Genomic DNA, 13,346 nt, shown 5'->3' with positions numbered 1-13,346 from the left:
AACCCGGGGGTGGCCGAATGCCCGTCACGCTGGTCGAAGTGGCCGCCCGCGCCGGGGTGTCGCCGGCCACGGTGTCCCGGGTGCTCAACGGCAACTACCCGGTCGCCGAGAGCACGCGCCAGCGGGTGCAGGAGGCCGTGCGCGAGCTCGACTACGTGGTCAACGCGCACGCCCGGGCCCTGCTGCACAGCACAAGCGGCATCGTCGGCGTGGTGCTCAACGACGCCTCCGACCCGTTCTTCGCCGGCATCGCCCGGGGCATCCAGGGCGCGGCCGCCGAGACCAGCCGGCTGTCGGTGATCTGCAACTCCGAGGGCGATCCCACCCAGGAGTTCGCGTTCCTGGAGCTGATGCGGGGGCACCGGGCCGACGCGGTGATCCTGGTCGGGGCGGCCCCGGAGGACGAGGAGTACCTGGCCGAGGCGACCGCCCGGGCCAAGGGGCTGCGCAGCACCGGCACCCGCCTGGTGCTGTGCGGGCGGCCCGCCCCGAGCGAGGACGCGCCCGGCGACGTCGTGCAGATCGACAACGAGGGCGGGTCGGCGGCGGTCACCCGGCACCTGCTGGAGCTGGGCCACCGCCGCATCGCCTACCTCACCGGGCCGGACCGCCGCACCACGACCACGGCCCGGCTGGCCGGCTTCCGGTCCACTGTGGCCGAAGCCGGCGTCGAGCCGGCCGAGGAGCTGGTCGTGCACGGCGACTTCAGCCGCCAGTCCGGCCGCGAGGCGGTGGCCCGGCTGCTGGCCGAGGGCCGCGAGTTCACCGCCGTGCTGGCGGCCAACGACCTCGTCGCCGCGGGCGCGGCCCAGGCGCTGCGGGAGGCCGGGCAGCGGGTGCCGGACGACGTGTCGCTGGCCGGCTACGACAACCTGCCCACCGCCCTGGACCTGTGGCCGAACCTGACCACCGTGCACGTGCCGCTGGAGGAGATCGGGCGCAAGGCGGTGGAGCTGGCCTTCGGCCCGGCCGAGCCGCGGACCGTGATCACAGTGCCGACCGCGCTGGTGGTTCGAGAGTCGACCGCTGCCCCAGGATCACGCTGACCACGATCAGCACCGCCATCACCGCGGCGGTGCCGGGCACCGCCCACGGGGTCAGCGGCGTCAGCAGGATCAGCACGACCGCCGCCAGGTGGACGGCGTCGCACAGGTACTCCTTGCGGGGCCGCACTTGCAGGGCCCAGACGCTGAGCACGTAGACCGCCACCGGCAGGGCGACGGCCCAGCCGATGTGGTCGTGCGCGGCGACGGCCTCCTCCAGCCCGGCGCCGACCGCCGCCGCCGAGGCGAACACCACGTAGTGGCTGTAGCCCCAGGTGATCGAGGTCCGCAGCGACGTGAGCAGGTACTGGGCGGGCCGGTCGAAGTACAGCCACCACATGCCGAACACGATGACCAGGCCGCTGGCCGCGAGGGCGAGCAGCTCCCCGATGGCGGTGCCGGAGTCCAGCGCGGCCTGGGTGGCGGTGGTCGCGGCCAGCACCGACTCGCCCAGCACGATCAGCGTGAACAGGCTGTAGCGCTCGGTGATGTGGTGGGGGTGCCAGGTGGTCATGGCGGTCCGCTCGGCCCAGACCGGGATGAGCACCTCGACCAGGCCCAGCGGCACGAACACCCACACCGGCAGCAGCGGCCACAGCACCCAGCCGACCTGCACGGCCGCGATGCCGGCGGCGTAGCGCCGGGCCGTGCGGCGCCGTTCGGGGTCGGAGCGGGCGGCCCGCAGCCACTGGCTGACCAGGGCCAGCCGCATCACCACGTAGCCGGCGATGCCGATGCGCCAGTCGCCATCGAAGGCCCTCGGCACGCCGGCGGCCAGGATCAGCACGCCGGTGATCTGCACCAGCGTGGTCACCCGGTAGACGCCGTCGTCGGTGTCGTAGGCCGAGGCGAACCAGCTGAAGTTCATCCACGCCCACCAGATGGCGAAGAAGATCATCACGTAGTGCAGGACGCCGACGCCCACGTGGTCGCCGGCCAGGGCGTGGTGCAGCTGGGCCGCCGCCTGCGAGACGGCGACCACGAAGCACAGGTCGAAGAACAGCTCCAGCGGCGTCGACACCCGATGCACCTCGTGCATCGCCCGCGGCGCCATCCGCCGATACCACGTAGTCACGCCGCACACTCTCGCAAACCCCGGCGAGTCACGCCCAGCGTCCTGCCGAACTGTTGAATCCGTTTCACACATTCGGTGTGACGCCGGGCGGGCATCTCGCGGGGGCAGCGTAGTGGTTGTCGTCGGCGATCGCAGCTCGAACGGGGGTTCCGGGCAGATCTGAACGGGTAGACGGTCGAGGTGGGCTCATCGGGCGTTAGCGTGCAGGACATGTCGGTGCTGTGGGGAATCTCGTTCGACGCGACCCCGATCTCCGGACTCGTCGTCGAGTTCGTGAAGACGGCATCGGTGTTGCGCGACCGGGGCTTCCGGGTGCGGCTGGACCTGGGCTACGACATCAAGGCCGACAAGAACGCCTTCTTCCGCCCTTATCGGGAGGAATCCTCGGCGCTGCCGGAGTGGGTGCGGCTGGACCGGGTGGACCTGACCGGCATCGAGGGCTACGACGCGGAGTTCGTGTCGGCGGTGCTGCGCGAGGTGGTCGCCGCCGGCCGCACCGAGCTGCTGCCCAAGGTGACGGCGCTGGCCGAGCGGATCGCCGACCGGATCGTGGCGGCGTGGCGGCGGGCCGGCGTGACCTTCGTGGCGGTGGAGAACGGCACGCTGCCGGAGAACATCACCTACACCCGGGCGCTGTGCCTGGCCATCGAGCGCTACGGGCGCGAGGAGGGGCTGGGCCGGTTCGTGCTGTGGCGCGACCACGACCTGATGTGGCAGAGCGAGCCCGGCACCGGCAAGTACGGCCGCTACCCGTATCCGCACGCCACCCGCCCGGCCGACTCGCCGCACATCCAGTACGTCGCCCTGCACGAGGAGGCCAGGCGGAAAACGCTCTCCTGGGCCCCCGGGCTGCGGGAGATCGCCGTGCTGCCCAACACCTTCGACCACTCGCCGACCTGCCCGAACCCGGGCTTCCGCCGGCACTTCGGGATTCCGGCCGGGGCGCCGCTGATCGCCCGCTGCACGAGGGTGATCCCGCAGAAGCGCATCGACCGGGACCTGCACCTGATCTCCCGACTGCCCGGCACGTGGCTGTTCGTGGCCGGCGATCCGGCCGAGGATCCCGTGGAGCACGAGAACCTGAGCCGGCTGGCCGACCGGCTGGGCGTGGCCGACCGGGTGGTCTTCGGCGGCCGGCTGGCGCCGCGCGAGGTGCGCACCGGGCGGTCGTTCTCGATCCGGGACCTGCTGGCCGAGGCCACTGTGGTCTCGTTCCTCACCTCCTACGACTACGAGAGCTACGGCAACCCGATCGGCGAGGCGATCGCCTCCGGGGTGCCCTATCTGACCAGTGACTACGAGCTGTACCACACGGTCTACGGCCACCTGGGGTTGCAGGCCCCGGTGCTGGTCGCCGACCTGCCCGATGACTCCTTTGTGGACAGTGTCGCGGAACTGCTGCGGGACGAAGGGAAGCGTGCGCGCATGGCGGAACACAACCACCGGATCGGCCGGCAGCACTTCGACCGGGACCGGACCGAGCAGCTGGTCGACGACATGCTGGCCACCCGGACCCGGCTCTCGGTGGTGCTGCCGGTGTTCAACGAGGCGCGCAACCTGCCGGCCGTGCTGGCCAGTCTGCACGAGCAGGAGCTGGACAAGGACCTGTACGACGTGGTGTTGGTGGACAACAACTCCACCGACGACACGGTCGCGGTGGCGGCGGCGTTCGCGCGGGCGCACCCGGACCTGAAGATCCACGTGCTCGACGAGCCGGAGCAGGGCGTGGCCTGCGCCCGCAAGACCGGCATGGACTTCGCGGCCAAGCGCCTGGGCCGGGCCGCCGGCACCCGCTACTACCTGGTCTCGGCCGACGCCGACTGCCGGGTGGACCGGCGCTGGCTGCCGGAGCTGTTCCGCACCATGGAGGCCAACAAGGCGGCCATCGGCGTCTGCGACTACTACTACAACCAGGAGCACTTCACCGAGCGGCCGCGGCTGTGGGACGCCATCCAGCGCACGCTGCGCTGCCGGGCCGTGACCTTCGCGCTGTTCGGCGGCTTCCCCGACGGCAAGGGCTTCGCGGTCGACCGGGACGTCTACGAGAAGGTCGGCGGCATCGAGATCTTCTACCAGCTCCACGACGGACGGTTCGTCAACCACCTGTCCGACGACTGGGACTTCGGCATCCGGGTGCGGGGCAGCGGCGAGGACATCGTGTACGCGCCGACGGCCCGGGTGGAGATCAACCCGCGCCGGGTCGACCACGCCATCGACGAGGTGATCACCGGCCGGGCCTACGGCAACGACGGCATCATCGTCATGCGGGACATCCGCCCCGAGCGGCCCAGCACCCGCGACGTCGACCTGACCGAGGCGCAGGCCCGCCAGGCGCACGAGTTCTCCATCAAGGACTTCACGCCCAAGAACACCATCCTGCCGCTGCTGCTGACACCGTCCCTTGTGGACTCCGAGGACGTGGTCGAGTTCTTCGGGGCCGACCTGGCCCGGCGGCTGCGGACCCGGATCGAGGAGATCGCCGACGAGATGCGGGTGGTCGACTTCACCCCGATCCACGCCTACAAGACCCCGTCCTACCGGCTGTACTTCGAGTTCCGCGACGAGATCTTCGCCCGGCTGCGGGCCACCGTGGGCGAGGACATCGGCTATCCGCCGCCGCTGCCGGCCTGTTTCGACGGGGTGCCGCCGGAGCGGTTCCGGGAGTTCGTCCGCTACTACTGCGAGGACCGGGAGTCCGGCGAGGCTCACAACTACTTCGGCAACGGCGGGGTGTTCTGATGTTGCAGGCCTTGCAGGAGAAGGAGAACGCCCACCTGCTGGAGTACGTGACGCGGGATCCGTTCGGGGCGCACGTGTTCCCCGGCGACACCCCGGACTACTCCCCCGAGGCCTTCCTGGCCGACCTGGACGAGCAACTGCGCGACACCGCGCCGATCCATCTCTGGTCGTACATCCCGACCTGCGCCTACCGCTGCCGGTTCTGCCAGTACCCGGTGGTGCTGGTCAAGGGCGACCCGGGCAAGCTGACCCAGTGGGCCGACTGGAACATCCGGGAGGCCCAGCTGTGGCTGGACAAGGTGCCCTCGCTGGCCGGCGCCCCGATCGGCGAGTTCAACGTCTTCGGCGGCACGCCGTCGCTGCTGCCGCCCGCGGACATCGCCCGGCTGCTGGACTTCTACAAGTCCAGCTTCAACTTCGGGCCGGAGTCGACCATCCGGTTCGAGGGCGATCCGAGCACGTTCACCACCGAGAAGCTGGAGTTGTTGGCCTCCTTGGGTTGCACCAAGCTGTCCTGCGGCGTGCAGTCCTTCGACGACCCGGTGCTCAAGCTGTGTGGCCGGGAGCACACCTCGCAGATGTGCGTGGACTTCATCAAGCAGGCGCAGCGGGTCGGGTTCGAGCGGATCAGCATCGACCTGATGTACGGGCTGTTGGACCAGACCGTGGACAGCGTGCGCCGGGATCTCGACGTGGTGCTGGAGACCGGCGTGAACTCGGTGGTGTGCACCAAGTTGCACCTCAAGTCGTACGCCGAGACGCGCACCGGCGTGGCCGGCGAGAAGCCGGCCGCCTGGCAGGTCGACAGCTACCGGGAGAAGCTGGCGCGGGACGGGCATTTCTGGCCCACGCTGGACGAGCAGTACGAGATGCGGGCGGTGCTGACCGAGGGCCTGCGCGACGCCGGCTACGTCGAGCATCCGACCATGTACTTCGCCTCCGGCGGGATCGGGCCGGAGAAGTGGAAGTCCATCATGGTCGACCAGGACCGGCAGGACGCCGAGGTGGCCATCGGGCTGGGCGGCAGCTCCAGCTGCCGCCGGTCGGAGGCGATCACCGACGTCAACTGGCAGACCTACGCCGCCGCGGTGGAGGCCGGCCGGGTGCCGATCGGCTCGGCGACGGCGTTCTCGCCCGACGGCCAGGAGAACCGGGCGATCAAGATGGCCATGACGTCCCTACAGCCGCTGCGGGATTCCCTGCACCGCGACCGGTTCGGCCGATCTCTGTTCGACGAACCGTGGGCGTCGCGCTTCCGCTCGCTGGAGGACCGCGGCCTGGCCGTGCTGTCGGCCGACGCCGTCACGCTGACCCCGGTCGGCGAGACGCTGGTGGAAGCGATCATCAACACGGAGTTCTGAGCACGTCAGGTGACTGCGGCGCGCACCCCCAACGCCACCAGCACCGTGCCGGTGACCCGCCTCATCCACCGGCGGAACGCCTCCTTGCGGGGCAGCCGGCCGAGAAAGAAGGCCCACAGCGACAACCACACCACGGCCAGCACCGCGTGCGCCGTGACCAGCACGGAGATCTGGACCGCCAGGTTCTCCTGCGGTGTCACGAACTGCGGCACCAGAGTTAGGTAGATGGAGGCGGCCTTGGGGTTGAGCACGTTGGCCAGCAACGCTTTCACGTAACTCGGCTCCGACCTGGGCCGAGGTTTCGAGCTACCGGTGGCAAACCAGGTCCACAGGCCGAGGCCGACGAGGTAGACCGCGCCGACGATGCGGACAACCGCGAAGGCCTCGCTGGACTGCATCACGATCGCCGACAACCCCAGCACCGCCAGCGTCGCGTGCACGTACAGACCGCTGATGGTGCCGGCGATGACCGGCAGCGCCCGACGCCGGCCGCCCTGGATGAGCAGGGCGACGCTGGCGCCGGGTGTGGCGGTGATCGGAAAAACCGCCGCCAGGAAACCGGCGACGGCATAAGGGTTCATCACGCGACCCGGAAGTGCGTGGTGACGCGATTGCCGTCCACCACATGGAAAGCCACGCCCGGCGGCTGGTCCCAGTTGTCGAGGGAGCCGCCCTCCCACGGCATGCGCAGGGCGTAGGTCACTGAGGGCGCGACGATCAGCGGCCGGCCGGCGAAAGTGGTGGCGCAGGCGGTGTGCGCGTGGCCGGTGAGCACGGCGAGCACCTGCGGGTGGGCCTCGACGACGGCGGCCAGGCGGTCGGGCTCGTGCAGCAGGATCGTGTCCACGAACGGCTCGTAGATCCGGGCCGGCGGGTGGTGCAGGACGATCAGGGCCGGCGTGTCCTCGCCGAGCTGGCCGTGGATCCACTCGGCGGTCTCGTCGTCGAGATAGCCGTGGCCGCGCTCCGGCACGGTCGCGTCAACCATCAGGATGGTCAGGCCGGCGACGTCGTGCCGGCGGTTGATCGGGCCGCCGCTCGGCTCCTCGCCCAGCAGCGCCTTGCGGTAGGGGCCGCGCACGTCGTGGTTGCCCGGGCAGGTCAGCACCGGGGCCTCGACCGTGGCCAGCAGCTCCCGGACCTCCTCGTACTCGGCTTCGGTGCCGTTGTCGGCGATGTCGCCGGTGACCAGCAGCGCGTCGAGCGGGCCGGCCAGGCCGTTGACGTAGTCGATCGTCCGCCGCGCCCGGTCGGCCGCCCGCTCGGAGCCGTCCAGGTGCAGGTCGCTGATCTGTGCGAACAGCGCGGTCATGTCGCCCCCCTTGTGAACGGTAATTCCACTGTTTACCGTTAGGCACGGTAGGTGATGGCCAAGGAGGCGGTCAAGGGCGATGGACGCACTGGAACTGGCGAGCACGATCCGCCACGACGGTCACGGCGGCGTGGCCGACGATCTCGCGACCGTCGAGGCGGCGCGGCAGTGGCGGCCCGACGTCGACGAGGACGTGCTGCCGGAGCTGATCGCCCTGCGGCGGGCGATCCGGGCCCTGTTCGCCCACGCCGTGCGGCCGGGGCCGGTGAGCCCGGCCGACGCCCATCGGCTGATGCCCGTGGACGAGGCGTTGTCCGTGGTGAACAACGCCGCCGCGCTGGACCCGGTCGCGCCGCAACTCTCCTGGTCGGACGCTCCGCTGGCGAGCTTTCGCTCCGTGCACGAGGACGCGCGGGCCCGGCTGCTCGCCGGATACGCCCGATCCGCCATCGAGTTCCTGTCCGGGCCGGACAGAGCCAAACTCACCGCCTGCACCGCGCCGCGCTGCGTCCGCTACTTCGTGAAGACCCATGGCCGTCAGGAGTTCTGCAAGACCTCGTGCGCCAACCGGGCCCGGGCAGCCCGTTTTTACCACCGACAGCGCGCTGACAACGAGCGCTGATCGCCGCTACGCTGCGCCACATGACCGCTTCCTCCCTGCCGGAGACGGATCCTGTCGCCGCGCGGCGTCCCCAGTACCTGGCCGACATCGAGGCCGGGCTGGACCGCTTCTTCGAGCCCCGGCGCGACGACTGCCCGTGGTGCGGCGGCACGCGGCTGTCCACCCGGCTGCGCACCGTGGACCTGTTGCAGCATAAGCCCGGCCGGTTCGAACTGGCCCAGTGCGACGACTGCCGGCACATCTTCCAGAATCCGCGGCTGAGCCTGGCCGGCCTGGATTTCTACTACCGCGACTGCTACGACGGCCTCGGCGAGAAGCAGATGGCCGGCATGTTCGAGGGCAACTCCGCCGGCCTGCGCGACCGGGCGTCCCTGCTGACCAGGCGCCACTCCCCCAAGCGCTGGCTGGACGTCGGCACCGGTCACGGCCATTTCTGCAAGGCCGCCGCGGAAGTGTTGCCCGACACCGAGTTCCACGGCCTCGACCTGAGCGCCGGCGTCGAGCTGGCCCAGGAGCACGGCCGGATCACGCGGGGATTTCGGGGAAATTTCCCGGAGATGACCGCCGAGCTGGCCGGAAACTACGACGTGCTCAGCATGTTCCACTACCTGGAGCACACCCTCGACCCCCGCGCCGAACTCACCGCCGCCGCCTCGGTGCTGAACCCCGGGGGCTACCTGGTGATCGAGCTGCCCGATCCGGAGTGCAAGTGGGGCCGGGTGCTCGGCAAGTACTGGATGCCGTGGCTGCAACCCCAGCACCTCAACCTCATGCCCATCGCCAACCTCAAGGCGGCCGCCGCGGAAGCCGGCTTCACGGTCGTCGACGAGCAGCGCGCCGAACCGCACGGGCCCATCGACATGGTCACGGCCTTCATGCTCTGGGCCAACTGGACCGTCGGCGGCAACAACGTGCCCTGGCGGCCGAAGCCCCCGAGCCTGGCGCACCGGATCGCCCGCATGGCCAGCATGGTCCTCACCGTGCCGGCGATGATCCTGCTGTTCCTGGCCGACCGGCTGTTCGCCCCGTACGGCCGCAAGCACGGCTGGTCCAACGCCTACCGGGTGCTCCTGGTCCGCAACTGACGCCAGTGAAAGGCCCTTTCCTGGCGTTTTTCGGTGTCATGAAGGGCCCCTTCCTGACGTTCAACGTCAGGAAGGGCCCCTTCATGACGTTGGATGCGGTGATGGGGTCCTTCCTGACGTTGAACGAGAGGATCGGTCCCTTGATCTTGGGGGGGCGAGGGGCGAGGGGGTTAGTCCAGCAATCCTGTGCGCACGGCGTGCAGGGCGGCCTGGGTGCGGTCCTGCACGCCGAGCTTGGACAGGATGGCGCTGACGTGGGTCTTGACCGTCTTCTCCGACAGCACAAGGGATTTGGCGATCTCCCGGTTGGAGCGGCCCCGGGCCAGCTCGCCCAGCACCTCCCGTTCCCGCCCGGTCAGGTGCACGCCGGAGGGCTGGGCCTCGCCGGCGGCGAGCAGGCGGGCGACATCGGGATGCAGCAGCACGTGCCCGGCGTGCACGGCCCGGATGGCGGCGGCCAGGGCCGGCGGGTCGACGTCCTTGTAGACGTAGCCGGCGGCGCCGGCGCGGACGGCCGGCAGGACCGCCACGGGGTCGGTGAAACTGGTGATCACCAGCACCTTGGCCGAGCTACCGGCGGCCCGAAGTCCGTGCAGCGCCTCGACTCCGCCGCTGCCTGGCATCTTCAGGTCCAGCAGCACGACATCCGGCGCCAACTCCCCGACGGCGTCCACACAGGACTGCCCGTCGGCCGCCTCGCCCACCACCGTGATGTCGTCCTGGAGGTCGAGGAAGGTGCGCAGCCCCTGCCGGACCACCGGATGATCGTCCACCACCAACACCTTGATCGGCTCAGCCACCGGTCGCCACCTCCACCCGCACGGTCGTGCCGCCGCCGGGCGCGGAGGTGACGGTCAACCGGCCGCCGACGCTGCGGGCCCGTTCCCGCATGGACGACAGCCCGAGTTTCCGGGCCGCCTGCTCGGACAGCGCGGGATCGAAGCCGACGCCGTCATCCCTGACCTGCAAGACAACCTGCCCGTCGGCGGACGCGAGGTCGATCTCGACGCGCCCGGGACGGCCGTGTCGCAGGGCGTTGTGCAGGGCCTCCTGGGCGATCCGGTAGAGCGCCTCGCGCCGCGCGGAGGTCAGCTTCGGCACCGGGCAGCCGACGAAGGCCACCTCGGCCTCGTGCACCCGGTCCAGCAGCTCGGCCTGCTTGCGCAGCGCGGCATCCAGCCCGTCGCCGGACAGGTCGACCGGCAGCAATCCGACCACCACCGCCCGAAGCTCGTCGCTGACCTCGGCCGCCAGCCGCCGCACGGTGCCGAGCTCGACCGTCGCCCGTGCCGGATCACGGTCGACCAGCGCCGCCGCGGCGTCGGCGGTCAGCCGCAGGGAGAACAGCTTCTGGGTCACGGCGTCGTGCAGCTCGCGGGCGATCCGGTTGCGTTCGGCCACAATGGACAGTTCACGGCTGCGCTCGTACAGGCGGGCGTTGATGATGGCGATGGCGGCGTGCGCGGCCAGCAGCCGCAGCAGCTCCTCGTCCTCGGCGCTGAAGCCGCCGGGCGTGTTCTTGTTGGCCAGGAACAGCTCGCCGAGGATCTCGTCCCCGTCGGTGATCGGCATGCCGAGGAAGTCGGTCAGCACCGGGTGCGCCGCCGGCCACCAGTCGAACTGCGGGTGTTCCCGGATGTCCCGCAGCCGCACCGGATTCGGGTCACGCAGCAGCACGCCGAGCAGCCCGTGCTGGCGCGGCACCGGGCCGATCGCCTGCCACTGCTCGTCGGTGATGCCGTCGGCCAGGAACTCGGCGAACGAGCCGTTCTCGTCCGGCACGCCCAGCGCCGCGTAGCGGGCGTCGAGCAGCCGCCGCGAGGAGGTCAGGATGGTCTGCAACACCTCGCGCACCGACCGCCGCGCGGTCACGGCCAGCACGGCCGCGCTCAGATCGCGCAGCTCTTCCCGGTCGCACGTGCCCATGGCGACACCGTACCCAGTCCCGGGCGCGGGCGGATCGGGCGGCGGTCCTAGGTCCAAGGTCGTAGACCGGGCGGACCCCGAGCCCGATGGCGGCGCCTCCTCGGCCGCCTAGCGTCGATGACGAGCACGAACGACACAGCGAGGAGGTGACGGGGCATGCCCGTCGCGATCATCACCGGCGCGTCCCGCGGGCTGGGGCTCGCCCTGGCCCACGGCCTGTCCGACGCCGGCTGGGGCCTGGTCCTCGACGCCAGGGGGGCCGAGGACCTGCACGCCGCCGCCGACCAGCTGGACGGCCCGGTCCGGGCGATCCCGGGCGACATCGCCGACGCCGGCCACCGGGCCGAGCTGGTGGCGGCGGCCGAGGAGCTGGGCGGCCCGGACCTGCTGGTCAACAACGCCGGCGTGCTGGGGCCGAGTCCGCTGCCGGCGCTGTCGGAGTTCCCGCTGGACCGGCTGCGCGAGGTGTACGAGGTGAACGTGCTGGCCCAGCTGGCGTTGACCCAGCAGGCGCTGCCGACGCTGCTGGAGCGGGACGGCGCGGTCGTTTTTGTCACCTCCGACGCCGCCGTCGAACCGTATCCCGGGTGGGGTGGATACGGCTCGGCCAAGGCGGCGCTGGAGCAGATCGGCAAGGTGCTGGCGGTGGAGGCGCCGGCGCTGCGGGTGTGGGTGGTCGATCCCGGCAACCTGCGCACGAAGATGCACCAGGACGCCTTTCCCGGCGAGGACATCAGCGATCGGCAGCTGCCGGAGGCCGTGGTCCCGGCGTACGTGAAGCTGCTGACCGAACGCCCGGAGTCGGGGCGGATCCGGCTGTGAAGCCGATCGCCCTATGGTTGCCGTACGAGGTCGAGGACCTGGCGGCGGCCACCACGTTCTACACAGTCCGACTTGGACTGTCCGAAGTGGACCAATTTGCGGACGGGGTCGTGCTGAAGGCCGCCGACGGCGCTTACGTGGAGTTGGCCAGGGCCAGGGACAAGCCCGCGCCGCTGGCCTTCGAGCTGGCCACGGACGCCGAGGTGGACGAGGCCTACGCCGCCCTGCGGACCGAGGAGTTGGTGCGCGGTCCGGGCCGCTATCCCCGGGGCCACTACGGCTTCGAGGTGCGCGGCCCGGCCGGGGCGACCGTGATGATCTGGAGTGAGCGATGACTGCGACAGTGGAATTCACGCTGCCCGCGGAGCTGGAGGCGCACGAACCGCCCGAGGCTCGGGGGCTGGCCCGCGACGGCGTGCGGCTGATGGTCGGCAGGCGGGCGTCCGGCGAGGTCAGCCATCACCGGTTCGACGAGCTGCCGACCCTGTTGACGCCCGGCGACGTGCTGGTGGTCAACACGTCGGCGACGATGCCGGCGGCGGTGCCGGTGCTCAACGCCGAACTGCGCCTGCATGTCTCGACGCAGCAACCCGACGGCAGCTGGCTCATCGAGCTGCGCACCGCCGACGGCCCGTTCCCGGACGGCGTCGCCGGGCAGCGCTACGACCTCCCCGGCGGGGCCACGGTCACATTGCTAGAGCCGTACTCGCGGGGTCGACTGTGGACGGCGGTGTTCGATGTCCCTTCCGTGCCAAGGTATCTGCTCGACCACGGCGTGCCCATCCGCTACGGCTACGTGCCGCGGTCCTGGCCGCTCCCTTACTACCAGACGGTTTTCGCCGAGCATCCGGGCAGCGCCGAGATGCCCAGCGCGTCCCGGCCCTTCACCGACCGGATCGTCACCCGGCTGGTGACCGCCGGCGTCCAGTTCGCGCCGATCCTGCTGCACACCGGCGTCGCCTCCCCCGAGGCGCACGAACGTCCTTACCCTGAGCGGTTTTCCGTGTCGGCGACGACCGCCCGCGTGGTCAACCAGGCCCGCGCCGCCGGCCACCGGGTCATCGGCCTGGGCACCACCGCCGTGCGGGCGCTGGAGAGCGCCGTGGTCGGGGACGAGGTGGTGGCGGCCCGGGGCTGGACCGACCTGGTGATAACGCCGGAGCGGGGTGTGCGGGTGGTGGACGGGCTGCTCACCGGCTTCCACGAGCCGATGGCCTCGCACCTGGACATGCTGGCCGCGATCGCCGACGAGCCGCTGCTGCTGGCCTGCTACACCGAGGCCGTGCGCGAGGGCTACCTGTGGCACGAGTTCGGCGATGTGAACCTGCTCCTGCCGTAAGCACCGGGCCGGGGCAGACTGG

Annotated in this window: 13 protein-coding genes; 8 read left to right on the top strand and 5 right to left on the bottom strand. The window is 70.9% G+C overall.

The window, feature by feature from the left end:
- Window positions 1-17 precede the first annotated feature (17 nt).
- A complete protein-coding gene (locus ACIG5F_RS27155) occupies window positions 18-1,046 on the top strand; it encodes a LacI family DNA-binding transcriptional regulator (RefSeq protein WP_396522125.1) in 1,029 nt (342 codons plus the stop codon).
- On the opposite strand, the gene ACIG5F_RS27150 is transcribed toward ACIG5F_RS27155, so the two are convergent.
- Window positions 988-2,118: a low temperature requirement protein A gene (locus tag ACIG5F_RS27150; RefSeq protein ID WP_396522123.1), complete on the bottom strand. Its 1,131-nt coding sequence runs from the start codon at window positions 2,116-2,118 to the stop codon at window positions 988-990. The two genes, ACIG5F_RS27155 and ACIG5F_RS27150, sit on opposite strands and share 59 nt — an antisense overlap.
- Before the next feature lie 210 nt (window positions 2,119-2,328).
- Here ACIG5F_RS27150 and ACIG5F_RS27145 point away from each other — a divergent pair, with 210 nt between their 5' ends.
- Window positions 2,329-4,857: a glycosyltransferase gene (locus ACIG5F_RS27145; RefSeq protein WP_396522121.1), complete on the top strand. Its 2,529-nt coding sequence runs from the start codon at window positions 2,329-2,331 to the stop codon at window positions 4,855-4,857.
- The gene (locus ACIG5F_RS27140; protein WP_396522119.1) at window positions 4,857-6,218 is read left to right on the top strand and encodes a radical SAM protein; all 1,362 of its coding nucleotides are present in this window, start codon (window positions 4,857-4,859) and stop codon (window positions 6,216-6,218) included. Before ACIG5F_RS27145 ends, ACIG5F_RS27140 begins: the two co-directional genes overlap by 1 nt.
- A 5-nt stretch (window positions 6,219-6,223) precedes the next feature.
- On the opposite strand, the gene ACIG5F_RS27135 is transcribed toward ACIG5F_RS27140, so the two are convergent.
- Window positions 6,224-6,799 (bottom strand): LysE family translocator, encoded by a 576-nt coding sequence (locus tag ACIG5F_RS27135; protein WP_396522117.1) that lies wholly within the window; start codon window positions 6,797-6,799, stop codon window positions 6,224-6,226.
- A complete protein-coding gene (locus ACIG5F_RS27130) occupies window positions 6,799-7,530 on the bottom strand; it encodes a metallophosphoesterase (RefSeq protein WP_396522115.1) in 732 nt (243 codons plus the stop codon). Before ACIG5F_RS27130 ends, ACIG5F_RS27135 begins: the two co-directional genes overlap by 1 nt.
- A 79-nt stretch (window positions 7,531-7,609) precedes the next feature.
- Between ACIG5F_RS27130 and ACIG5F_RS27125 the strand changes: the two genes are divergently transcribed.
- The gene (locus ACIG5F_RS27125) at window positions 7,610-8,152 is read left to right on the top strand and encodes an ABATE domain-containing protein (RefSeq protein WP_396522113.1); all 543 of its coding nucleotides are present in this window, start codon (window positions 7,610-7,612) and stop codon (window positions 8,150-8,152) included.
- 20 nt (window positions 8,153-8,172) lie between these two features.
- Window positions 8,173-9,237: a class I SAM-dependent methyltransferase gene (locus tag ACIG5F_RS27120; RefSeq protein WP_396522111.1), complete on the top strand. Its 1,065-nt coding sequence runs from the start codon at window positions 8,173-8,175 to the stop codon at window positions 9,235-9,237.
- A 170-nt stretch (window positions 9,238-9,407) separates the two neighbouring features.
- On the opposite strand, the gene ACIG5F_RS27115 is transcribed toward ACIG5F_RS27120, so the two are convergent.
- Together ACIG5F_RS27115 and ACIG5F_RS27110 are read right to left on the bottom strand one after the other, a co-directional pair.
- Entirely contained in the window at window positions 9,408-10,037 is a 630-nt protein-coding gene (locus tag ACIG5F_RS27115) for a response regulator (protein ID WP_396522109.1), read from the bottom strand.
- The gene (locus ACIG5F_RS27110) at window positions 10,030-11,163 is read right to left on the bottom strand and encodes a GAF domain-containing sensor histidine kinase (RefSeq protein WP_396522107.1); all 1,134 of its coding nucleotides are present in this window, start codon (window positions 11,161-11,163) and stop codon (window positions 10,030-10,032) included. The genes ACIG5F_RS27115 and ACIG5F_RS27110 overlap by 8 nt, the downstream gene beginning before the upstream one ends.
- Window positions 11,164-11,319: 156 nt before the next feature.
- Here ACIG5F_RS27110 and ACIG5F_RS27105 point away from each other — a divergent pair, with 156 nt between their 5' ends.
- The 3 genes from ACIG5F_RS27105 to ACIG5F_RS27095 are packed head-to-tail and all read left to right on the top strand — an operon-like array spanning window position 11,320 to window position 13,324.
- Window positions 11,320-11,985: an SDR family oxidoreductase gene (locus tag ACIG5F_RS27105; protein ID WP_396522105.1), complete on the top strand. Its 666-nt coding sequence runs from the start codon at window positions 11,320-11,322 to the stop codon at window positions 11,983-11,985.
- Window positions 11,982-12,320 (top strand): VOC family protein, encoded by a 339-nt coding sequence (locus ACIG5F_RS27100; RefSeq protein ID WP_396522104.1) that lies wholly within the window; start codon window positions 11,982-11,984, stop codon window positions 12,318-12,320. Before ACIG5F_RS27105 ends, ACIG5F_RS27100 begins: the two co-directional genes overlap by 4 nt.
- On the top strand, window positions 12,317-13,324 hold the full coding sequence (locus ACIG5F_RS27095; protein ID WP_396522102.1) for an S-adenosylmethionine:tRNA ribosyltransferase-isomerase: 1,008 nt from the start codon (window positions 12,317-12,319) through the stop codon (window positions 13,322-13,324). Before ACIG5F_RS27100 ends, ACIG5F_RS27095 begins: the two co-directional genes overlap by 4 nt.
- Window positions 13,325-13,346 lie beyond the last annotated feature (22 nt).

Source organism: Kutzneria sp. NPDC052558, from assembly GCF_044547355.1.
Taxonomy (GTDB): Bacteria; Actinomycetota; Actinomycetes; order Mycobacteriales; family Pseudonocardiaceae; genus Kutzneria.
The sequence above is the reverse complement of the archived record's forward strand: the minus strand, read 5'-3'. Positions and strand labels throughout refer to the sequence as shown.

Coding starts and splice junctions, on each gene's coding strand:
- ACIG5F_RS27125 (WP_396522113.1), top strand. CDS start 7,610: ATGGACGCACTGGAACTGGCGAGCACGATCCGCCACGACGGTCACGGC.
- ACIG5F_RS27095 (WP_396522102.1), top strand. CDS start 12,317: ATGACTGCGACAGTGGAATTCACGCTGCCCGCGGAGCTGGAGGCGCAC.
- ACIG5F_RS27120 (WP_396522111.1), top strand. CDS start 8,173: ATGACCGCTTCCTCCCTGCCGGAGACGGATCCTGTCGCCGCGCGGCGT.
- ACIG5F_RS27110 (WP_396522107.1), bottom strand. CDS start 11,163: ATGGGCACGTGCGACCGGGAAGAGCTGCGCGATCTGAGCGCGGCCGTG.
- ACIG5F_RS27145 (WP_396522121.1), top strand. CDS start 2,329: ATGTCGGTGCTGTGGGGAATCTCGTTCGACGCGACCCCGATCTCCGGA.
- ACIG5F_RS27130 (WP_396522115.1), bottom strand. CDS start 7,530: ATGACCGCGCTGTTCGCACAGATCAGCGACCTGCACCTGGACGGCTCC.
- ACIG5F_RS27105 (WP_396522105.1), top strand. CDS start 11,320: ATGCCCGTCGCGATCATCACCGGCGCGTCCCGCGGGCTGGGGCTCGCC.
- ACIG5F_RS27155 (WP_396522125.1), top strand. CDS start 18: ATGCCCGTCACGCTGGTCGAAGTGGCCGCCCGCGCCGGGGTGTCGCCG.
- ACIG5F_RS27140 (WP_396522119.1), top strand. CDS start 4,857: ATGTTGCAGGCCTTGCAGGAGAAGGAGAACGCCCACCTGCTGGAGTAC.
- ACIG5F_RS27135 (WP_396522117.1), bottom strand. CDS start 6,799: ATGAACCCTTATGCCGTCGCCGGTTTCCTGGCGGCGGTTTTTCCGATC.